This is a genomic window from Duganella sp. CF458 (assembly GCF_900113115.1).
Classification (GTDB): Bacteria; Pseudomonadota; Gammaproteobacteria; order Burkholderiales; family Burkholderiaceae_D; genus Rugamonas.
The window spans coordinates 172,576-191,512 of the sequence record NZ_FOOF01000003.1 but is presented as its reverse complement, the minus strand read 5'-3'; the positions used below and the strand labels follow the sequence as shown (position 1 = coordinate 191,512).

Here is an 18,937-nt window from a genome sequence, read left to right as displayed (position 1 = left end):
TGCAGATCGCGCCGCATCCGGGCCGATTGGTCATGTAGCTGCACGAAAAATGGTCAAAAGCGGGCGCCCCTGTTGTATTTTTGAAACGCTTGCCAGCCTGCTCATTTCGTGCAAGACCTGTAAGGAAGCCGAAAGCTAGGCCTGTCACATTTGTCACACATCAAAAAGTCCGGGAGTCATGCGCCACCCTTTGGTGGGGCGGCTACACTGGACATGCAGCTTATTCCTTGGAACCGGATACATCGATGGCAAATCGAGACGAGCTGGTGATCATCAGGGGAGCGCGGTCAGGAGACGCCGCAGCCCAACTCGCGTTGGGCAAGCTCTACCTTTTCGGCGGGGCCAGCCTGCCACAAAACATGCCGACAGCCTTGCATTGGCTCTGCCGCGCCGCGACCCAGGGCGTGGAAGAAGCCTGGCGACTGATTGGCGCCCATATCCCCTTCGAAGTGGCGCAGCCTGCGCGGGCCCAGGCCTTGCAGTGGTTCGTGCGCGCCGCGCAGGAAGGCATCCCGGCAGCGGTGCGGGTGCTGGGGCAGTTGCGGCGCGTCGAGCCGGCGCCGCCCGCCGCGGCCGGCCAGTCGCGCCAGGCCGCCATGCCGGCCGCGCCGCCACGTGCGGCGCTGCCCGGCCCGGAGCTGCCGGCCAGCGTGCCGGAGGCCTGGCGCGCACTGGAGGCCGAGCCGGACGCCGACCAGGACGAACTGCTGCGCTTGCGCACCCTGGCCGCCCAGGGCGGCGACCGCGATGCCCAGCTGACGCTGGGCCTGCACCTGGCGCGCATGAACAGCGAGGGCGACCGGGTGGAGTCCAGCAGCGGCACGGTCAACTTCAAGCGCGCCCTGCGCTGGCTGGCGCAGGCCGGCGAACAAGGACTGGCGGACGCCTGGTTTGCCATGTCGCGCATTTATATCCGCCCCGAATTTTCCCAGCGCAGTGCGAGCGAGGCCCATGCCTGCCTGGAGCGCGCGGCGGACATGGGCCATAGCGGCGCGCAGCTCGAATGCGGCATCCATGCCTGGCGCGCGCGCCGTGGCGCCGAAGACAATGATGTCCGGGCGGTGTACTGGCTGCAGAAAGCAGCGGCGCAGGGCAGTGCCGAAGCACAGCAGGCGCTGGAGCGGATCGCGCCGCCACCGCCGCCGGCCGGCTGGGCCGATCCCTTGTTGCCTTTGCTGACGCGTGAAATCCTCAGCAGCCAGCCGTTGCTGGCGGCGCGCATCGAACTGGCGGCCATGTTCCGCCTGACGCGGGCCGAAGCGTTGCTATTGGATGTGAAGGCGGCCGACCAGGGCCATTGCCTGGTGGTCGATATCCGCGCCAGCTATGGGCGCAGCAAGCGCCGCCTGGTGTTGGTGCGCACCGCGGCGGAGCGGCAGAAGCTCGATCGCATCGTACGGCTGTTCGAGCAGGTCGATGCGGATATGGAAGGAAACTACCGCCAGCGCCTGTACCGGCTCAAGAGCTGGCTGGGCGCCGACATGATGGCGGCTGCGTGAAACCCGCTTGACCGGTTTTAGACGGTGATCTCACCCTCAAAGACCGTCACCGCCGGCCCTGTCAGGTAGACCGGCCGGCCTTCGCCGGCCCAGGCAATCGACAGCTGGCCGCCGCGCGCATCGACCCGCACCGGTGAATCGAGCAAGCCGCGGCGGATGCCCGCCACCACCGCGGCGCAGGCGCCCGTGCCGCACGCCAGCGTTTCGCCGGCCCCGCGTTCGAACACGCGCAGCTTCACATGTTGGCGCTCCAGCAGTTGCATGAAGCCGGCATTGACCCGCTTCGGGAAGCGTGGATGGTGCTCGATCAGCGGGCCCACCAGTTCCACCGGCGCACTGTCCACATCGGCCACCACCTGCACCGCATGCGGGTTACCCATCGACACCACCGACACCTGCACCGACTCGCGCTGGCCGCCCAGTTCCAGCACCAGCGGCCACAGGGTTTCGCGGCCTTCCGGCTGGCCCTGCAAGCCGTCGGCATCGAACGGCACTTGCGCCGGCTCCAGCACCGGCGCGCCCATGTCGACGGTAATGCTGCCATCGTCCTCCAGGCGCGGTTCAATGATGCCGGCCAGGGTTTCCACCCTGATCTTGCGCGCCGCGGTCAGGCCTTTTTCCACCACGAACTTGACGAAGGCGCGCGAGCCGTTGCCGCACTGCTCCACTTCGCCGCCGTCGTTGTTGAAGATGCGGTAGCGGAAATCGCAACCCGGCACGCTCGACTTTTCCACCACCAGCATCTGGTCCGCACCCACGCCGAAACGGCGGTCGGCCAGCGCCTGCCATTGGGCCGGGCTGAAGTCGACTTGCTGGTTGATGGCGTCAATGACCACGAAGTCATTGCCGGCGCCGTGCATCTTGGTGAATTTGAGTTTCATCGTTTCTTCGAATAGAAGGAAGGCTGGCCTTCCGGGCGGGTCTTGAAGCGCTTGTGGGTCCAGAAGTATTCGGCAGGCGCTTCCCTGACGCGTTCTTCAATGAATTCGTTCATGCGGCGCGTTGCCGCCACCATGTCGGGCCCCGGGTAATTCTCCCACACCGGATAGAACTTCACACGGTAACCCGCATAATCGGGCAGGAAGGTGGCGATCACCGGCATCACCTGGCCGCCGGTTGCGGCGGCGATGCGCGCGGTGGCAGTCAGGGTGGCGGCAGGCACGCCGAAAAAGGGCACGAATTCGGCATCCTTGTCGCCGAAGTCCATGTCCGGCAGCATGAAGTAGGGCAGCTTGTCCTTCAGCGCACGCAGGATGGGCTTGATGCCGTCCTGGCGGGTGAACAGCCTGACCGGCTTGAAACGCGCGCGGCCGGCGCGCAGCACTTCATCGAAGACCTTGTTCTTTTGCGCGACGTACATGGACGATGCCGACGCTTCCATGGCGATCGCGGCACCGCCCACGTCGAGGCAGACGAAATGCGGGCACAGCAGGATAGTCGGCTGTTGCGTCATCGCGGCCACCGGCACCTGGCCGGCCGGCATGCCGGCGCTGGTTTCCACCTTGATCAGCTTGCGCAGGCGTGGTTCGGAGGCCCACCACAGGATCGAACGTTCCAACACGCTGCGCGAGTAAGCCTGGAAGTGCCGGCGCGCGATGTCGCGACGCTGCGCTTCGGTCAATTCCGGCATGGTCAGGCGCAAGTTGGTCAACGCGATCTCGCGGCGCGGGCCCATCACCACAAACAGCAGGTTGCCGACCGCCTTGCCGAGCCGGCCCAGCACCGGCAGCGGCAGCCAGTGCAGCAGCCACATCATCCCAAGCAAGAGCCTCATGCCGACGCCTCCTGCGCCGCGGCGCCCGGACCGGCCACGCCGGCCGGTACCTTGTAGCGGTTATAGCTCCAGTAATACTGGGCCGGGCAGCGCGCGATCAGTTTTTCCATTGCGGCGTTGATGGCACGCGCCTGGGCTGCGGAATCGCCAGCCAGCGAGCCTTCGAACGGCACGAAGCGCACCACATAGCCTTTGCCGCCGGGCAGGCGTTCGGCGTAGACGATCAGGATCACGGCATCGCCCAGTTGCGCCATCTTGGCCGGCAAGGTCATGGTGTAGGCAGTGCGGCCAAAGAAGTCGGCCCACACGCCTTCGCCTTCCTGCGGCACCTGGTCGGGCAGCAGGCCGATCGGCCGGCCCTTCTTCAGGAACTTGGCCAGCATGCGCACCCCGCTCATATTGGCTGGCGCCAACAACAGGTTCTTGCGGGCACGGGCGCCTTCGATCAGCGGCTTCATCGCTTCCTTGCGCGGCGGGCGGTACATCACCATCAGCTCGGTGCGGTGGGCGATTTCCTGGGCGGTGATTTCAAAGCAGCCCAGGTGCGGCGTCAGGAACACGATGCCTTGGCCGGCATCCAGGTATTGCTGCACCAGGTCCCAATTCTCCACGGTGGCGCGGTCGGTCACGCGCTGCGGGTCGGCACACCAGATGAAGGGCAGTTCGGCAATGGCCTTGCCGGCTTCGCCGATAGCGCTGCCGAGTTGGGCGGAAAAGCCGGCCTGGGTCAGGTTGGCGCGCATGCGGCGCCGGTACGCAGGAGACAGCAGGTAGACCAGCCAGCCGAGCCCGACGCCCAGGGCGTGCAGCAGCGGCAAGGGGAAGATGGAGAAAAAGCGAAATATTCTTAACAGCATTTCTTAATTTATAAGAGCATTTTTACGTTGCTCTGCACAAAAATTTTTTAAGAAGCGTAAAATACCACGTTGCAGTAGCCGCTGAGTTAACAGACAACTTGCGAGGCGGGATACAAACTTCGCTAAAGCGTCGCAAGCTATATTGGTTTTGCGACAATGTTATTTAGAACCAAAGTCAGGAGCTTGCGATGTCCAACGATTTCCTTTTCACTTCCGAATCCGTTTCTGAAGGCCACCCGGACAAGGTAGCCGACCAGATTTCCGATGCGATTCTGGATGCCATCCTCAGCCAGGACCCACGCGCCCGCGTCGCCGCGGAAACGCTGTGCAATACCGGCCTGGTGGTGCTGGCAGGTGAAATCACCACCCACGCCAACGTGGATTATATTCAAGTAGCGCGCGATACCATCAAGCGTATCGGCTACGACAACACCGAATACGGTATCGACTACAAGGGCTGCGCCGTGCTGGTTGCTTACGACAAGCAATCGCCGGACATCGCCCAGGGCGTCGACGAAGGTGCCGGCATCGACCTGGACCAGGGCGCCGGCGACCAGGGCCTGATGTTCGGCTACGCCTGCGATGAAACCCCGGAACTGATGCCGGCGCCGATCTACTACTCGCACCGCCTGGTCGAGCGCCAGTCGCAGCTGCGCAAGGATGGCCGCCTGCCATGGCTGCGCCCGGACGCGAAATCGCAGGTCACCCTGCGCTACGTGAATGGCCGCCCGGTTGCCGTGGATACCGTGGTGCTGTCGACCCAGCACGCGCCCGAGATGAGCCACTCGCAAATTGAAGAGGCGGTGATCGAAGAGATCATCAAGCCGGTGCTGCCGGCCGAATGGATCAAGGACACCAAGTTCCTGGTCAACCCGACCGGCCGCTTCGTCATCGGCGGCCCGCAGGGCGACTGCGGCCTGACCGGCCGCAAGATCATCGTCGACACCTACGGCGGCGCAGCCCCGCACGGCGGCGGTGCGTTCTCCGGCAAGGACCCGTCCAAGGTGGACCGTTCGGCAGCCTACGCCGCCCGCTACGTGGCCAAGAACGTGGTGGCTTCCGGCCTGGCGCGCCAGTGCCAGGTGCAGGTGTCGTACGCGATCGGCGTGGCACGCCCGATTAACATCACCGTGTACACCGAAGGCACCGGCGTGATCTCCGACGAGAAGATCGCCCAGCTGGTGCAGGAGCACTTCGACCTGCGCCCGAAAGGCATCGTGCAGATGCTGGACCTGCTGCGCCCGATCTACGCCAAGACCGCGGCTTATGGCCACTTCGGCCGCGAAGAGCCGGAATTCAGCTGGGAGCGTACCGACAAGGCAGCGATCCTGCGCGCTGCGGCCGGCCTGTAAAGCAATTGTCCCGAGCAAAAAAAAACCGGCCAATGGCCGGTTTTTTTTATCCTGCTTCAGGCCTTGCGGCGGCGCACCAGGGCCAGGGCGGCCAAACCGATGGCGGTCAGCAGCGGGGTGGCTGGCAGCGGAACGTCGTTAGGCGGGGTGCCCCGGTCGACGCTGATTTCCAGTGCCTGGTAGGTACGGTTGCCGCCGCCGGCGTAGTCGACGATGATTTTGCTGTCGTCACGCACGAAGAAGCCTTGGCCGAAACTGTTCTTGATGGCGGCCATGGTGGTCGGGAAGCCGGCGATGTTGTTCGTCACGAAGCTGTCGGTCGCGGAATTGAAATTCAGGTAGTTCCAGACGGTGAAATTGCCGGAGTTGATGAAAGCCAAATCATAGCTCGAGGTCGAGGCACCCTGGAAGGTCAGGTTGAAAGCGCTCAGATCGGAATAGTCGATCAGCGTGCCATCCAGGCTCGAATCATAGGTGAACGAACCGGTCGCCACGTTGGTGAATGCGAAGGAGACGTTGATAGGCGAAGCTTGGGCGGCAATGGATGCGCCCATCAGGACTACGGAGGCCAACAGTTTTTTCATGTATTTCTCATTGACAAGGTTGAACGGACTTCCTTGCTAAGCAAGTTGCAGGCCAGGAACGTAAGTAATTGAAAACATTCAATTCTTGTTTCATCTGAGAACTTGAGTGTAAATATTTTCGACAGTCAACTTTTAGTGCCGCAGGCCGCTGCTGTGTGCTTGGGAACGTTTGAGTGATACAATCCCGCATCTCCGAGGAGCGCTGCGACCAGCAAGCCTGGCCAGGCTCGGAATCATCAACACCGCGCTCACGTTACTTTTTTCAACACACTGAAAGGAGGGCGTGATGAACGCCGTACTCAAAGACTCCCAAGACTACATCATCGCTGACATCGGCCTGGCCGCCTGGGGCGAAAAAGAGATCAAGATCGCCGAAACGGAGATGCCGGGCCTGATGGCCATCCGTGAGGAATTCGCCGCTGCGCAGCCGCTGAAAGGCGCACGCATTACCGGCTCGCTGCACATGACCATCCAGACCGCAGTGCTGATCCGCACCCTGGAAGCACTGGGCGCGCAAGTGCGCTGGGCGTCCTGCAATATCTACTCGACCCAGGACCACGCCGCCGCGGCGATCGCTGCCGTCGGCACGCCGGTGTTCGCTGTCAAGGGCGAAACCCTGGCCGACTATTGGGACTACACCCACCGCATCTTCGAATGGCCAGGTGAAGGCGTGTACTCCAACATGATCCTGGACGACGGCGGCGACGCCACCCTGCTGCTGCACCTGGGCGCCCGCGCCGAGAAAGACATCTCCGTGCTGGACAAGCCGGGTTCGGAAGAGGAAATCTGCCTGTTCAACTCGATCAAGGCCCACCTGGCCAAGGATGCGACCTGGTACTCCAAGCGCCTGCCGCACATCCTGGGCGTGACCGAAGAGACCACCACCGGCGTGCACCGCCTGTACCAGATGCACAAGGAAGGCAAACTGGCCTTCCCTGCCATCAACGTGAACGATTCCGTCACCAAGTCCAAGTTCGATAACCTGTATGGCTGCCGCGAGTCCCTGGTGGACGGCATCAAGCGCGCCACCGACGTGATGGTGGCCGGCAAGATCGCCGTCATCGCCGGCTACGGCGACGTGGGCAAGGGTTCGGCGCAAGCCATGCGCGCCCTGTCGGCGCAAGTGTGGGTGACCGAGATCGACCCGATCTGCGCCCTGCAGGCCGCCATGGAAGGCTACCGCGTGGTGACCATGGATTACGCCGCTGAACATGGCGACATCTTCGTGACCTGCACCGGCAACTACCACATCCTGACCGAACAGCACATGCTGAAGATGAAGGACCAGGCGATCGTCTGCAACATCGGCCACTTCGACAACGAGATCGATGTCGCTTCCCTGAAGAAGTACCAGTGGGAGAACATCAAGCCGCAGGTCGACCACGTGATCTTCCCTGACGGTAAGCGCATCATCCTGCTGGCCGAAGGCCGCCTGGTGAACCTGGGTTGCGGCACCGGCCACCCTTCGTACGTGATGTCGTCCTCGTTCGCCAACCAGACCATCGCCCAGATCGAACTGTTCGCCAACACCAAGGCTTACCCGGTCGGCGTGTACACCCTGCCGAAGCACCTGGACGAGAAGGTCGCGCGCCTGCAGCTGAAGAAGCTGAACGCGCAGCTGACCACCCTGACCGAAGAGCAGGCGGCGTACATCAACGTCAAGGTCGAAGGCCCTTACAAGCCTGAACACTACCGTTACTAAAACCAGTAAAGCGGAACTGCCGCGTTTCAGGTGCCTGACCCTGCGGGGCAGGCACCGGTTCCCCGGTTTTCAAGAAGCGAGAATGAATATATGCGTTTGGTCCTCACCTGGATAATCAATGCCGCCGCGCTGTTCGCGGTGCCTTACCTTATGCATTCCGTCAGTGTCACAAGCATTGGCGCCGCTTTGGTTGCTGCCCTCCTGCTTGGCCTGGTCAACACCCTGGTGCGCCCGCTGCTGCTGCTGCTGACATTGCCGGTGACGGTGCTGTCGCTCGGCCTGTTCATCTTCGTCATCAACGGCCTGATGTTCTGGCTGGTGGCGAAAGTGGTGGACGGCTTCCACGTCGACAGCTTTGGCTATGCCATCCTTGCCGCGCTGCTGTACAGCGTGATTTCCTGGGCCTTGTCTACCCTCCTGTTGAAAGACAATGATGGCTAACCATAATTTCAGTATCGAGTTCTTCCCGCCCAAGACGGCGGAAGGGACGGAAAAGCTGCGCGTCGTGCGCGCCAAACTGTCCGAGCTGCATCCCAAGTATTTCTCCGTGACCTTTGGCGCCGGCGGGTCGACCCAGCAGGGTACCCTGGACACCGTGCTCGAGATCATGGAGGCCGGCGAACAAGCCGCGCCGCACCTGTCCTGCATCGGCGGCACCCGCGAATCGATCCGCGCCATCCTGCAGCAATACAAGGCGCACGGCATCAAGCGCCTGGTGGCGCTGCGCGGCGACCTGCCTTCGGGCTACGGCATGTCGGGCGAGTTCCGCTACGCTAACGAGCTGGTGGAATTCGTGCGCGCCGAAACCGGCGACTGGTTCCATATCGAAGTGGCGGCCTATCCTGAAGTGCATCCGCAGGCCCGTTCGCCGCAGGACGATATGCAGGCCTTCGTGCGCAAGGTGAATGCCGGCGCCAATGCCGCCATCACCCAGTACTTCTACAATGCCGACGCCTACTTCCATTTCGTCGACGCGGCGCAGAAGGCCGGTGTCAATGTGCCGATCGTGGCCGGCATCATGCCGATCACGAACTACACGCAGCTGATGCGCTTCTCGGACATGTGCGGTGCCGAGATTCCGCGCTGGGTGCGTTTGAAGCTGGCGTCGTTCGGCGACGATTCGGCCTCGATCAAGGCGTTTGGCCTGGACGTGGTATCGGACCTGTGCGAACGCCTGCTGGCCGGCGGCGCACCGGGGTTGCACTTCTACTCGATGAACCAGGCCGTCGCCACCACGGCGTTGTGGAACCGGCTGGTCTAGAACCGGCAAACCCGTGTCGGGCCCGCAGGGTCTGACACGGGGGGCTGACACGGGGGCGGCGGCCGCCGCAGGCCGGTGTCAGTCTTCGGTGATGATGCGGTCGAGCGCAACATCGTGCTCGCCCGCCCCGAATTCCACCGTCAAGCAGCGATAGGCCACCCCCACGGTGACCGGGCGCGGTTGGCGCGCCAGCGTGCGGTCGTAGAAACCGCCGCCATATCCGAGCCGGTAGCCCTGTGGGTTATAGCCCAGGCAAGGTATCAGCAAGGCCGGCGGATAGTGCTCCGCCAGCCGCAACGTGGCCGGCACCGCCACCCCCATCGCATCCTTCACCATCGGCTCGCCGATCGTCCATTCCGCGAACGCCAGCGGCGCATCCTTCTCCAGCACCACCGGCAGCAGCAGTTTCACGCCAAGTTGCGCCAATTCCGCATAACAGGCATGCAGGTGCGGCTCGTCGCGCAAGGGCCAATACACCCCCAGCGCGCCGACACCGGATGCGCGCCACCACTGGACCACTTTCGCACCAATTTCACGGTCCCACCGCGCCCGCGTTTCCGGCGCCAGCGCGCGGCGCGCCGCCAGCATCAGCTTGCGCAATTCCGCCTTGCCGGATGCTGGCTGGCCGTCGGGGTTGCGTGGTATCCTAGTTGGGCTGGTCATATCGTGAATTACCTTGAGAGTCGTACATTGATTTCCACCTCGAAATGGATAGCCGGCGCACTGATGGTTGCAGCATGCGCCGCCGCGCCACTGGCCATGGCGCAGGATAACGCAAGCGACAGCCGCAAGGAAGACGATGCCTTCCTCCTGCTGCGCGATTCGGTACGGCGCGACGACGCCGCCAAAGCCGAGTTTTACGCCGCCCGCCTGGCCGATTACTCGATTCCTTCCTACGTCGACTACTATCGCCTGAAAGCCCGCTTCAAGGAAGCGACCGATCCCGAAGTGCGCGCCTTCCTGGGCAAATACCAGGGCAGCGCCATCGCCGACCGCATGCGCAACGACTGGCTGCTGGAACTGGGCCGCAAGCGCGAGTGGGCCACCTTCGATGAACAGTTCCCGCAGTTCGTGCTGCAGGACGATACCCAGGTCAAGTGCTACAACCTGCTGTCGCGCCTTTCCAAGGGCCAGAACGTCGCCGCCGACGCGCGCGTGCTGCTGGTGTATCCGCCCTACTATGGCGAAGGCTGCGGCGCGCTGATCGCGGCGCTGGCGCAGGCCGGCCAGTTCACCGAGGAAGACTTGTGGACCCAGGTGCGCCTGGCCGGCGAAACCAATGCCACCGGCCCGGCCAAGCGCGTCGTGATGCTGCTGAATGGTTCGGACAAGAAAATGGGCCAGGCAGTGGACTTGCCGACGCTGGCGCTGGCCAAAGGCGCAGGCAGCACGCGCGCCGACCACGAGATCTTCCTGGTGGCGCTGGGCCGCGCTGCCCGCACCAGCATGAACCTGGCGCGGATGGCGCTGGAAAAGAATGCGCCGCACCTGACGCCGCAGGAGCGCGCCATCGGCTGGGCCAACCTGGCGCTGGTCTCGTCCTATTCCTTCTCGCCCGACACGGCCGGCTACTGGGCCAAAGCGGCGGGAGCGCCGTTGTCCAGCGACCAGATGCAATGGAAGACCCGCATCGCCCTGCGTGAACGCGACTGGAAAACGGTGAAGGCCACCATTGCCGCCATGCCGCCGCAACTGCGCAAGGATCCGGCCTGGACTTACTGGAACGCGCGCGCCAATGCCGCCGAAGCCGGCAGCAATACGCCGGAGGTGCTGGCCGCCTACCGCAGCATTGCCGAGCAGTCCAGCTACTACGGCATCCTGGCCGGCGAAGAGCTGGGCCAACTGGTGACCATCCCGCCGCCGGGTCCGGCGCCGACGCCGGCCGAAATGGCAGCCATCGCCACCAATCCGGGCCTGCAACGCGCGCTCAAGTTCTTCGAAATGCGCCTGCGCTTTGAAGGCACGCGCGAGTGGAACTGGGAAACGCGCCGCCTGAACGAACGCGAACTGATCGCCGCCGCCGAATTCGCGCGTGCCAGGCATGTGCTGGACCGCATGGTGTATACCTCCGAAAAGACCCGCCTGCAGGCCGACTACACGCACCGCTATCCGGTGCCGCACGACGACATCATGCAGCCGACCACCAGCACCCTGGGCCTGGACCGCGCCTGGGTGTATGGCCTGATCCGGCAGGAATCGCGCTTCGTGATGGACGCGCAATCCTCGGCCGGCGCCTCGGGCCTGATGCAGGTGATGCCATCCACGGGGCGCTGGGTGGCGCGCAAGATCGGCTTGACCGATTTCGTGCAGGGCATGTTGACGGACGTGAAGACCAATATCCTGCTGGGCGCGAACTACATGAACATGGTCCTGGGCAGCATGGACGGCTCGCAAGTGCTGGCCACCGCGGCCTACAACGCCGGGCCGGGCCGGCTGCGCTCCTGGCGCACGCAGTTGACCAAGCCGATGGACAGCACCATCTTCATCGAATCGATTCCATTCTCGGAAACGCGCGGCTACGTGAAAAACGTGATGGTCAACGCCACCTACTATGCAGCGTTGTTCGATGGCCGCCCGCAATCGCTGAAGGCGCGCCTGGGCAGCACCGTCACGCCGAAGGGCTACACCGAGCAGGAACAACAGGAAGCCGCCTACGGCGGCCGTTAATACCAGACCAGAGGAACCATGCAGACCACAGAACTCGACCCGAAACTTGCCGAAACCCTCGCCGCGGCGCGTGCGCCGGGCTTGACCCTGATCATCGGCAACAAGAACTATTCCTCGTGGTCGATGCGCCCGTGGGTTGCGATGAAGGCCTTCAATATCCCGTTCACCGAAGTGCGCGTGCTGCTCGACCAGCCCGACACCTCCAACAATATCGCCAGGTACAGCGCCAGCGGCCGCGTGCCGGTGCTGCTGGCCGGCGACCTCGCGATCTGGGACAGCCTGGCGATCTGCGAATACCTGGCCGAGCAGTTCCCCGACAAGCCGATGTGGCCGCGCGACGTGGCGGCGCGTGCACTGGCGCGCTCGGTCTGCGCCGAAATGCACAGTTCCTTCGGCAGCCTGCGCAGCACGATGTCGATGAACATCAAGGGCAGCTACCCGGGCAAGGGCCGCACGCCGGCCACCCAGGCCGATATCGGCCGCATCAGCGAAATGTGGGAGGAGTGCCTGAGCCGCTTCGGCCACAATGAATTCCTGTTCGGCGAGTTCTCGATTGCCGACGCCTTCTTCGCACCGGTGGTGTGCCGTTTCAAGACCTACGGCGTAGTGCTGCCGCCGGCGCTGGCGGCCTACTGCGAGCGTATGCGCAGCCACCCGGCGGTCGAGGCCTGGATTGCCGGCGCGCTGGCTGAAACTGAAACCGCGCCACTGCACGACGCGGAGATGCCGGACGATTGATGGTGATGAAGACTTACGTGGTCGGCGGCGCGGTGCGCGATGAATTGCTTGGCCTGCCGGTCAAGGACCACGACCACGTGGTGGTTGGCGCTACGCCGGAAGATATGGTGAAAGCCGGCTTCCGCCCTGTCGGCAAGGATTTCCCGGTGTTCCTGCACCCGCAAACGCAGGACGAATATGCGCTGGCGCGTACCGAGCGCAAGACGGCGCCCGGCTACAAGGGCTTCGTGTTCCACACCTCCAGCGACGTGACGCTGGAGGAGGACCTGGTGCGGCGCGACCTGACCATCAACGCCATCGCGCGCGGCGACGACGGCACGCTGGTCGATCCCTACAACGGCCGGCAGGACATCAAGGACCGCATTTTCCGCCACGTGTCGGACGCTTTCGCCGAAGACCCGGTGCGCATCCTGCGCCTGGCGCGCTTTGCCTCGCGCTACCCGGATTTTCGCGTGGCGCCCGAAACCAACGCGCTGATGCAGCGCATGGTGGAAGAGGGCGAGGTCGATGCGCTGGTGCCTGAGCGCGTGTGGCAGGAAATTGCGCGCGGGCTGATGGAGCAGAAGCCTTCGCGCATGCTGGAAGCGTTGCGCGATTGCGGCGCCCTGGCGCACATCATTCCTGAAATCGGCGACGGCTTCGCCGTGGCGCCGGTCATCGACCGTGCGGCGGCAGCGGACGTCGACTTGCCGGTGCGCTTTGCCGCGCTGACGTTGGCGCTGGCGGTGGCGCAGGTCGAGCAGGCCAGCAAGCGGCTGAAGGTGCCGACCGAATGCCGCGACCTTGCGGTGATGACTGCGCGCGAGCGCGGCAGCGTGGATCGGGCCCTGGCACTGGACGCCGCGCAGCTGGTCGGCCTGTTCGAGCGCTGCGATGGTTTCCGCAAGCCGGCGCGCTTCGCGCAAATGGTGGCGGCCGCCGAATGTGCCGGCGGCGCATCGTCCGCCCAGCGCGCGTTGCTGGCCAAGGGGCTGGACGCCGCGCGCGCCGTCAACGCAGGTGACATCGCGCAAGGCTGCGCGGGTCAACCACACATGATTCCTGAACTGGTGCGTGCGGCGCGCGTGCAAGCGGTGCGAGCGACGATCGGCGCGTAGGAGACCCCGATGACCAGCCTTAACTTCTTCCGCAATCCCTTGCGCGGCCTGTTCGGCGGCCGGGACCGGCCGACCGTGCCGGTCAAGGAATTGCGCGAACGCGACCGCCGCCGCATGCTCAAGCACTTCCTCGCGCTGGAGCGCCACGACCGCCTGCTGCGTTTCGGCTCGCCGGTCAACGACGAGCAGATCACGCGCTACGTGGGCGGCATCGATTTCGACCGCGACCTGGTGTTCGGCGTCTACAACCGCGTGTTCACGCTGGTGGCGGTCGGCCACCTCGCCTTTGCCGAGCGCGACGCGGACAAGCACAAGGCCACCGCCAAGGACCAGGTGGCGGAATTCGGCGTGTCGGTCTCCAGGTCCGCCCGCGGGCTCGGCATCGGCTCCCGGCTGTTCGAACGCGCCAACATGGCCTGCCGCAACAACGACGTCGACACCCTGTACATGCACTGCCTGTCGTCCAATGCCACCATGATCCATATCGCCAAGAAGGCCGGGATGGAAATCCACCGCGACTACGGCGAAGCGGACGCCTACCTCAAACTCGGCCCTGCCGACCCGGCCAGCGTGTTGCAGGAAGCGATGGAAGAGCAGCTCGCATCGTTCGATTACGCCCTGAAAGCCAACGTCCGGGCCGCCACTAAACTACTCGACAAGATCCCTGGAGTAAAATCGGACGAAAAGTAGAGGAGGCTTTCATGCCATTCGCCCTGCGCAGCATTGCTTTAGCCGTCACCATGGCCGCACCGCTGGCGTTGGCGCAGGCGGCGGGCGCGCCCTTGAAATTCTGCTATGAAGACATCCCCCAGGCGCCGTGGACCATGCCGGACGGTACCGGCCTGAATATCGAATTGCTGAAACGCGCAGCCAGGATCACCGGCGACCAGATCAATTTTGTCGCCCGGCCGTGGAAGCGCTGTGAAGAGGAAACCCGCACCGGCGTGATCGACGCCATGGTGGGCCCGTCCGACAATCCCCGCCGGCGCACCTACAGCCGGCCGCCGACCAAGGCCGATGGCTCCCAGGACCCGGAGCGCGCCATGTACCGCGATCACGTCGACCTGTACCTGCGCGTCGACAGCGCTGCCAGCTGGGACGGCAAGACCCTGGTCAACCCGCGCAAGCTGGTGGTGGCGCAGCGCGGCTATTACATCGTGGACATGCTGCAGGCGCGCGGCCAGACTGTGATCGACACGCCCAAGACGGCGGAAGAGGGTTTGCGCCTGCTGGCTGCCGGCAGCGCCGACGTCGCTGTGCTGATGGGGCGCGATGCGGAAAACCTGCTGAAGGAAGACCCCCGCTTCCTGGGCCGCGTGGTGCTGGCCAAGCAGCCGTTCGCCACGTTCGACTTCCACCTGATGGTGGGGAACAAGGCCTACGACAAGGAGCCCAAGCGTTTCGAGGCGATCTGGAATGCGATCGCCAAGGTACGTGCTACGGCGGACTACCAGCGCCTGGAGCAACCGCTGGTTCGCCAGCATGAACACGATTGACCGCGCGGCGCATGCCATAGGCGAACGCCAGCCCGCTGACGTACATCAGCACCCCGTACAAGGCGCCCGGCAGGGCGAATGCATCCTGTTTGAGCACACTGCTGCCTATCACCATCGCCAAGGTGCCGTTCTGGATCGCCGTTTCGATACCGAGCGTGACCGATTGCTGGCGCGAGAGACGGGCCAGCCAGGCCATGCCGAAGCCGCAGGCCAGCATGGTGACGTTCAACGCCAGGGCGAACGGCGCCAGGGTATGGAAGTTGTCACGCAAGAGCACCCAGTTCTTCGCTACCGCCGCCACGACAATGAGGATGAACAGGACCGACGCGATCTTCGTGCAAGTGCCTTCGATGCGCTGGCCCAAACCAGGCTTCCAGTAGCGCAGCGTCATGCCGATGGCAACCGGCAGGCCGAGCATCAGCACCATCTGCTTCATCATGGCGCCCACCGGCGCCGCCACCTTCTGGCCGCTGCCGGCAAAAAACTCCAGCGCGAAGGAGACGATCAGCGGCAGCGTGAAGATGGTCAGCACGCTGGCCACGGCGGTAAAGCTGAGGGCCAGCGCCACGTCGCCGCGCGCGATGTAGGTGAGCAGGTTGGAGGTGGTGCCGGTGGGGCAGGCGGCCAGGATCATGAAACCCACCGCGAAGGCGCCGCCGATACCCGCTACCTGCAGCATGCCGAAGCAAGCCAGCGGCAGCAGGATGAAGTGGCATGCCACTCCCACCAGCAGGGCGCGCGGCTGCCGCACGATGCGGCCAAAGTCGGCCGGCGTCAGGCCCAGCCCAAGGGAAAACATGATGAAGGCGAGTGCTAGCGGCAGCAGCACGGTTGAGACGATGTCTCCTTGCATGGCGGGGTCTCCTTGTTGCCCGCGTATGGCGAGCTTGTCATTGTCTTAATATTGACACGACCCGGGCGGCGCCGGCAACTACCTGGTGAGCAAGGCGAAGGAAAGCAGGCCGATGATGGCGGCGCCCAGCAAGGCCAGCACGTTTACGCTCCATGTCATCAGGCGGTGGCGCGGCTTCCTGAGCCAGATTGCGCCTGCCACCGCGCCCAGGATGGCCGCGGCCAATTGGCCGGCGAGCAGGAACAGGACCACCACGGCGCCGAAGCCGGTGCCGGCATAGCCCGACGGGGCCGGCCCGAGAACGCGGTCTCCCGCCAGGATCAGCACTGGCAGCGCCAGCATGGGAGCGGCCAGCGCCCCTTTCAGCATGGCAAGCCACAGGGAAGGCCCGGCGCCGGCGTTCATTGCGCGCGCCGGCTTGCTCATTTACCGGACACCATGCACAGCTGGTTGCATTTGCGGTCCTGCATGGCCTGCACCACTTGCGCCAGAAGCTTTGCCTGTTCGGCGGTGACCATGCCCTGCGCGGTGCTCGCCAGGCTTTTCAGCTGGTCGCGCATGGCCAGGGGCAGGATCGATGCATACGCCGGCGCCGACATGGCGACGCTGCGTGTGATGCGCACCAGTTGAGCCTCGTCCATCTCCTTGTGCGCCAGCATGGCAACGGTGCCGCGCACGGTATCGAATACTCCCTGTTGCATCTGGCGCACGCCGGCAAGGCGCGGCTCGTTGACCTGTTCCGGGGGCAACTTGGCGATGAACGCCTCGGTGACCGGGACGAGGTGTGCATTGCAACGGGCGGCGAAGGGAATCAACTGCGACAGTTCGTCCTGGAACACCCTGGTGTTTCGCGTTGCCTGCGCGATGACCGCGGCGTTGGCCTTTTGCTGGTCCTTGCCCGCAGCCGCGGCGGCGGCCTGCGTACCTTCCAGCATGTAGGCCGCCATCAGGTTTGCCGACGTCCCGCACATGTCCCGCAGTTTTGCCATGTCGGAAGCCGCAAAGCTGCGGCTCTCGAGGAAGCGCCGGCTATCCGTCAGAATCGCAAACAATGGCGCCGCTTTCGGCGAGGCAGCCCGGGCCGGTTGCGGCAACGCACGGAATTGCGTGGCGGCCAGTTTGTAAGCTGCAAATTCATCGGCCGACGCCAGGGACGTGGCGCCGCACAACAGGATGGCAAGGGTGAGTTTGAGTTTTTTCATCATACGAGAGGCAGGGCGGTGGTGTCTTTGATGCGTTGCAGGGCGAAGGAAGACTTCACGTCCAGCACGGCCGGGTGGCGCAGCAGGGTCGCCATCATGAAGCGCGAGAAGTGGTCCATGTCTTCCACGTGCACGCGCAGCAGGTAATCCATTTCGCCGGTCATGGCATAGCAGGCCACCACTTCCGGCCACTGTTCGACGGCCACCGCGAAGTCGGCGCGCGGCGAGGTGCCGGTCGGGTTCACGCCCAGCGCGCGCGCGTTGCTGTGTGCGGCGGCGTCGCTGTGCTTTTCGAGGCGCACATTGACGTAGGCCAGCAGGCCCAGGCCGATCTTGTCCGGATCCAGCAGCGCCACGTACTGGCGGATCACGCCTTCCTCTTCCAGGCGCTTGATGCGGCGCAGGCAAGGGGAGGGGGAGAGGTTGACTTGCTCTGCAACATCCTGGTTGGACAGCCGGCCATCCGTCTGCAAGATGGACAATATCTTGCGATCCGTTTTATCCAGCGCAATCTTGGTCATAAATTCCTCTTTCGATCGGTGTTCTCGCAATATTATTGCTCAATCCAAGCAATGTTGGGAAATGTTTGCAATTAAATGTCGCATGCAGGGGACTATACTGTGCGCAATTCTAATAGGGAGACGCACCATGAAATTCACCCCCTGGGAAAACCCCATGCGCACCGACGGCTTCGAGTTCGTCGAGTTCGCGGCACCCGATCCAAAAGCCCTGGGCAAGCTGTTCGAAAACATGGGCTTCACCGCTATCGCCCGTCACCGCCACAAGGACGTGACCCTGTACCGCCAGGGCGATATCAACTTCATCATCAACGCCGAACAGGATTCGTTTGCCCAGCGCTTCGCCCGCCAGCACGGCCCGTCCGTGTGCGCCATCGCGCTCCGCGTGGACGATGCTGCCTTCGCGTACCAGCGCGCGCTGGAACTGGGCGCGTGGGGTTTTGACAACAAAACCGGCCCGATGGAGCTGAATATCCCCGCCATCAAGGGCGTGGGCGACTCCCTGCTGTATTTGGTCGACCGCTGGCGCGGCAAGAATTCGGCCGACGGCAAGCCGACCGGCGCCATCGGCGATATCTCGATTTACGACGCGGACTTCGTGGCCATTCCAGGCGCCGCAGCCAACCCGGTCGGCAATGGCCTGACCTATATCGACCACCTGACCCACAATGTGCACCGCGGCCGCATGAAGGAATGGGCCGACTTTTACGAGCGCCTGTTCAACTTCCGCGAAGTGCGCTACTTCGATATCGAAGGCAAGCTGACCGGCCTGAAGTCGAAGGCCATGACTTCGCCATGCGGCAAGATCCGCATCCCGATCAATGAATCGTCGGACGACAAGTCGCAGATCGCCGAGTACCTGAATGAGTACCACGGCGAAGGCATCCAGCACATCGCGCTGGGCACGGATGGCATTTACGATTCGGTGCAGGGCCTGCGCAACCAGGGCATCGTGTTCCAGGACACGATCGAGACCTACTATGAGCTGGTCAACCGCCGCCTGCCCAACCATGGCGAAAACGTGGAAGAGCTGCGCCGCCTGCGCATCCTGATCGACGGCCATTCGAATGAAACCGAGCGCGAACTGCTGCTGCAGATCTTCACCCAGAACGTGATTGGGCCGATCTTCTTCGAGATCATCCAGCGCAAGGGCGACCAGGGCTTCGGCGAAGGCAACTTCCGCGCGCTGTTTGAATCGATCGAGCTGGACCAGATCCGCCGCGGCGTGCTGGACGACCCTTCGAAGTCGGCCGCCTGACACCGGCTTACCGGTTGAAAGAATCCCGGCAGCCCCGCACATAAGAACGGGGCGCCGCTCACAACTTGAAGAAGTTTTT

General features: G+C 63.8%; 20 protein-coding genes and 1 riboswitch. Of the genes, 11 read left to right on the top strand and 9 right to left on the bottom strand.

Annotated elements, in window-relative coordinates:
• Window positions 1–245: 245 nt before the first annotated feature.
• The gene (locus tag BM269_RS06020; protein ID WP_090436110.1) at window positions 246–1,499 is read left to right on the top strand and encodes an SEL1-like repeat protein; all 1,254 of its coding nucleotides are present in this window, start codon (window positions 246–248) and stop codon (window positions 1,497–1,499) included.
• 17 nt (window positions 1,500–1,516) lie between these two features.
• On the opposite strand, the gene dapF is transcribed toward BM269_RS06020, so the two are convergent.
• From dapF to BM269_RS06005, 3 genes are read right to left on the bottom strand one after another with little or no spacing between them, the layout of a single operon-like run.
• A complete protein-coding gene (dapF, locus tag BM269_RS06015) occupies window positions 1,517–2,380 on the bottom strand; it encodes a diaminopimelate epimerase (protein ID WP_090436109.1) in 864 nt (287 codons plus the stop codon).
• Entirely contained in the window at window positions 2,377–3,273 is an 897-nt protein-coding gene (locus BM269_RS06010; protein ID WP_090436108.1) for an LpxL/LpxP family acyltransferase, read from the bottom strand. Before BM269_RS06010 ends, dapF begins: the two co-directional genes overlap by 4 nt.
• On the bottom strand, window positions 3,270–4,130 hold the full coding sequence (locus tag BM269_RS06005) for a lysophospholipid acyltransferase family protein (protein ID WP_090436107.1): 861 nt from the start codon (window positions 4,128–4,130) through the stop codon (window positions 3,270–3,272). Before BM269_RS06005 ends, BM269_RS06010 begins: the two co-directional genes overlap by 4 nt.
• Window positions 4,131–4,318: 188 nt before the next feature.
• Here BM269_RS06005 and metK point away from each other — a divergent pair, with 188 nt between their 5' ends.
• The gene (gene metK, locus BM269_RS06000) at window positions 4,319–5,482 is read left to right on the top strand and encodes a methionine adenosyltransferase (RefSeq protein WP_090436106.1); all 1,164 of its coding nucleotides are present in this window, start codon (window positions 4,319–4,321) and stop codon (window positions 5,480–5,482) included.
• Between the two features lie 56 nt (window positions 5,483–5,538).
• Here the strand turns inward: metK and BM269_RS05995 are convergent, their stop codons facing one another.
• Window positions 5,539–6,066 (bottom strand): VPLPA-CTERM sorting domain-containing protein, encoded by a 528-nt coding sequence (locus BM269_RS05995; protein ID WP_090436105.1) that lies wholly within the window; start codon window positions 6,064–6,066, stop codon window positions 5,539–5,541.
• Between the two features lie 190 nt (window positions 6,067–6,256).
• Window positions 6,257–6,321: riboswitch (S-adenosyl-L-homocysteine riboswitch) on the top strand.
• A gap of 31 nt (window positions 6,322–6,352) precedes the next feature.
• Here BM269_RS05995 and ahcY point away from each other — a divergent pair.
• The 3 genes from ahcY (at window position 6,353) to metF (ending at window position 9,029) form a co-directional block, all read left to right on the top strand.
• Window positions 6,353–7,768: an adenosylhomocysteinase gene (ahcY, locus tag BM269_RS05990; protein WP_090436104.1), complete on the top strand. Its 1,416-nt coding sequence runs from the start codon at window positions 6,353–6,355 to the stop codon at window positions 7,766–7,768.
• 90 nt (window positions 7,769–7,858) lie between these two features.
• On the top strand, window positions 7,859–8,209 hold the full coding sequence (locus BM269_RS05985) for a phage holin family protein (protein ID WP_090436103.1): 351 nt from the start codon (window positions 7,859–7,861) through the stop codon (window positions 8,207–8,209).
• The gene (gene metF / locus BM269_RS05980; RefSeq protein WP_090436291.1) at window positions 8,202–9,029 is read left to right on the top strand and encodes a methylenetetrahydrofolate reductase [NAD(P)H]; all 828 of its coding nucleotides are present in this window, start codon (window positions 8,202–8,204) and stop codon (window positions 9,027–9,029) included. Before BM269_RS05985 ends, metF begins: the two co-directional genes overlap by 8 nt.
• A gap of 78 nt (window positions 9,030–9,107) precedes the next feature.
• Here the strand turns inward: metF and BM269_RS05975 are convergent, their stop codons facing one another.
• Entirely contained in the window at window positions 9,108–9,692 is a 585-nt protein-coding gene (locus BM269_RS05975) for a 5-formyltetrahydrofolate cyclo-ligase (protein ID WP_090436102.1), read from the bottom strand.
• Window positions 9,693–9,755: 63 nt separating this feature from the next.
• Here BM269_RS05975 and BM269_RS05970 point away from each other — a divergent pair, with 63 nt between their 5' ends.
• Genes BM269_RS05970 through BM269_RS05950 form a run of 5 tightly spaced genes read left to right on the top strand, consistent with a single transcriptional unit; the run spans window position 9,756 to window position 15,027 of the window.
• On the top strand, window positions 9,756–11,696 hold the full coding sequence (locus BM269_RS05970; protein WP_229204515.1) for a lytic transglycosylase domain-containing protein: 1,941 nt from the start codon (window positions 9,756–9,758) through the stop codon (window positions 11,694–11,696).
• Window positions 11,697–11,714: 18 nt separating this feature from the next.
• The gene (locus BM269_RS05965; protein WP_090436100.1) at window positions 11,715–12,434 is read left to right on the top strand and encodes a glutathione S-transferase family protein; all 720 of its coding nucleotides are present in this window, start codon (window positions 11,715–11,717) and stop codon (window positions 12,432–12,434) included.
• Window positions 12,435–12,439: 5 nt separating this feature from the next.
• Entirely contained in the window at window positions 12,440–13,531 is a 1,092-nt protein-coding gene (locus BM269_RS05960) for a tRNA nucleotidyltransferase/poly(A) polymerase-related protein (RefSeq protein ID WP_090436290.1), read from the top strand.
• Between the two features lie 9 nt (window positions 13,532–13,540).
• Window positions 13,541–14,221: a GNAT family N-acetyltransferase gene (locus BM269_RS05955; RefSeq protein ID WP_090436099.1), complete on the top strand. Its 681-nt coding sequence runs from the start codon at window positions 13,541–13,543 to the stop codon at window positions 14,219–14,221.
• Between the two features lie 11 nt (window positions 14,222–14,232).
• Window positions 14,233–15,027: a substrate-binding periplasmic protein gene (locus BM269_RS05950; RefSeq protein ID WP_090436098.1), complete on the top strand. Its 795-nt coding sequence runs from the start codon at window positions 14,233–14,235 to the stop codon at window positions 15,025–15,027.
• Here BM269_RS05950 and BM269_RS05945 read toward each other — a convergent pair.
• From BM269_RS05945 to BM269_RS05930, 4 genes are all read right to left on the bottom strand, one after another.
• Window positions 14,969–15,880: a bile acid:sodium symporter family protein gene (locus BM269_RS05945; protein WP_090436097.1), complete on the bottom strand. Its 912-nt coding sequence runs from the start codon at window positions 15,878–15,880 to the stop codon at window positions 14,969–14,971. The genes BM269_RS05950 and BM269_RS05945 overlap by 59 nt on opposite strands.
• A 78-nt stretch (window positions 15,881–15,958) precedes the next feature.
• Window positions 15,959–16,306: a hypothetical protein gene (locus BM269_RS05940; RefSeq protein WP_090436096.1), complete on the bottom strand. Its 348-nt coding sequence runs from the start codon at window positions 16,304–16,306 to the stop codon at window positions 15,959–15,961.
• The gene (locus BM269_RS05935) at window positions 16,303–17,085 is read right to left on the bottom strand and encodes a hypothetical protein (protein WP_090436095.1); all 783 of its coding nucleotides are present in this window, start codon (window positions 17,083–17,085) and stop codon (window positions 16,303–16,305) included. The genes BM269_RS05940 and BM269_RS05935 overlap by 4 nt, the downstream gene beginning before the upstream one ends.
• Entirely contained in the window at window positions 17,082–17,603 is a 522-nt protein-coding gene (locus tag BM269_RS05930) for an Lrp/AsnC family transcriptional regulator (protein ID WP_028103119.1), read from the bottom strand. The genes BM269_RS05935 and BM269_RS05930 overlap by 4 nt, the downstream gene beginning before the upstream one ends.
• A gap of 127 nt (window positions 17,604–17,730) precedes the next feature.
• On the opposite strand from BM269_RS05930, the gene hppD reads away from it, so the two are divergent.
• On the top strand, window positions 17,731–18,858 hold the full coding sequence (hppD, locus tag BM269_RS05925) for a 4-hydroxyphenylpyruvate dioxygenase (RefSeq protein WP_090436094.1): 1,128 nt from the start codon (window positions 17,731–17,733) through the stop codon (window positions 18,856–18,858).
• Window positions 18,859–18,937: the final 79 nt, after the last annotated feature.

Coding starts and splice junctions, on each gene's coding strand:
- BM269_RS06020 (WP_090436110.1), top strand. CDS start 246: ATGGCAAATCGAGACGAGCTGGTGATCATCAGGGGAGCGCGGTCAGGA.
- dapF (WP_090436109.1), bottom strand. CDS start 2,380: ATGAAACTCAAATTCACCAAGATGCACGGCGCCGGCAATGACTTCGTG.
- BM269_RS06010 (WP_090436108.1), bottom strand. CDS start 3,273: ATGAGGCTCTTGCTTGGGATGATGTGGCTGCTGCACTGGCTGCCGCTG.
- BM269_RS06005 (WP_090436107.1), bottom strand. CDS start 4,130: ATGCTGTTAAGAATATTTCGCTTTTTCTCCATCTTCCCCTTGCCGCTG.
- metK (WP_090436106.1), top strand. CDS start 4,319: ATGTCCAACGATTTCCTTTTCACTTCCGAATCCGTTTCTGAAGGCCAC.
- BM269_RS05995 (WP_090436105.1), bottom strand. CDS start 6,066: ATGAAAAAACTGTTGGCCTCCGTAGTCCTGATGGGCGCATCCATTGCC.
- ahcY (WP_090436104.1), top strand. CDS start 6,353: ATGAACGCCGTACTCAAAGACTCCCAAGACTACATCATCGCTGACATC.
- BM269_RS05985 (WP_090436103.1), top strand. CDS start 7,859: ATGCGTTTGGTCCTCACCTGGATAATCAATGCCGCCGCGCTGTTCGCG.
- metF (WP_090436291.1), top strand. CDS start 8,202: ATGGCTAACCATAATTTCAGTATCGAGTTCTTCCCGCCCAAGACGGCG.
- BM269_RS05975 (WP_090436102.1), bottom strand. CDS start 9,692: ATGACCAGCCCAACTAGGATACCACGCAACCCCGACGGCCAGCCAGCA.
- BM269_RS05970 (WP_229204515.1), top strand. CDS start 9,756: ATGGTTGCAGCATGCGCCGCCGCGCCACTGGCCATGGCGCAGGATAAC.
- BM269_RS05965 (WP_090436100.1), top strand. CDS start 11,715: ATGCAGACCACAGAACTCGACCCGAAACTTGCCGAAACCCTCGCCGCG.
- BM269_RS05960 (WP_090436290.1), top strand. CDS start 12,440: ATGAAGACTTACGTGGTCGGCGGCGCGGTGCGCGATGAATTGCTTGGC.
- BM269_RS05955 (WP_090436099.1), top strand. CDS start 13,541: ATGACCAGCCTTAACTTCTTCCGCAATCCCTTGCGCGGCCTGTTCGGC.
- BM269_RS05950 (WP_090436098.1), top strand. CDS start 14,233: ATGCCATTCGCCCTGCGCAGCATTGCTTTAGCCGTCACCATGGCCGCA.
- BM269_RS05945 (WP_090436097.1), bottom strand. CDS start 15,880: ATGCAAGGAGACATCGTCTCAACCGTGCTGCTGCCGCTAGCACTCGCC.
- BM269_RS05940 (WP_090436096.1), bottom strand. CDS start 16,306: ATGAGCAAGCCGGCGCGCGCAATGAACGCCGGCGCCGGGCCTTCCCTG.
- BM269_RS05935 (WP_090436095.1), bottom strand. CDS start 17,085: ATGATGAAAAAACTCAAACTCACCCTTGCCATCCTGTTGTGCGGCGCC.
- BM269_RS05930 (WP_028103119.1), bottom strand. CDS start 17,603: ATGACCAAGATTGCGCTGGATAAAACGGATCGCAAGATATTGTCCATC.
- hppD (WP_090436094.1), top strand. CDS start 17,731: ATGAAATTCACCCCCTGGGAAAACCCCATGCGCACCGACGGCTTCGAG.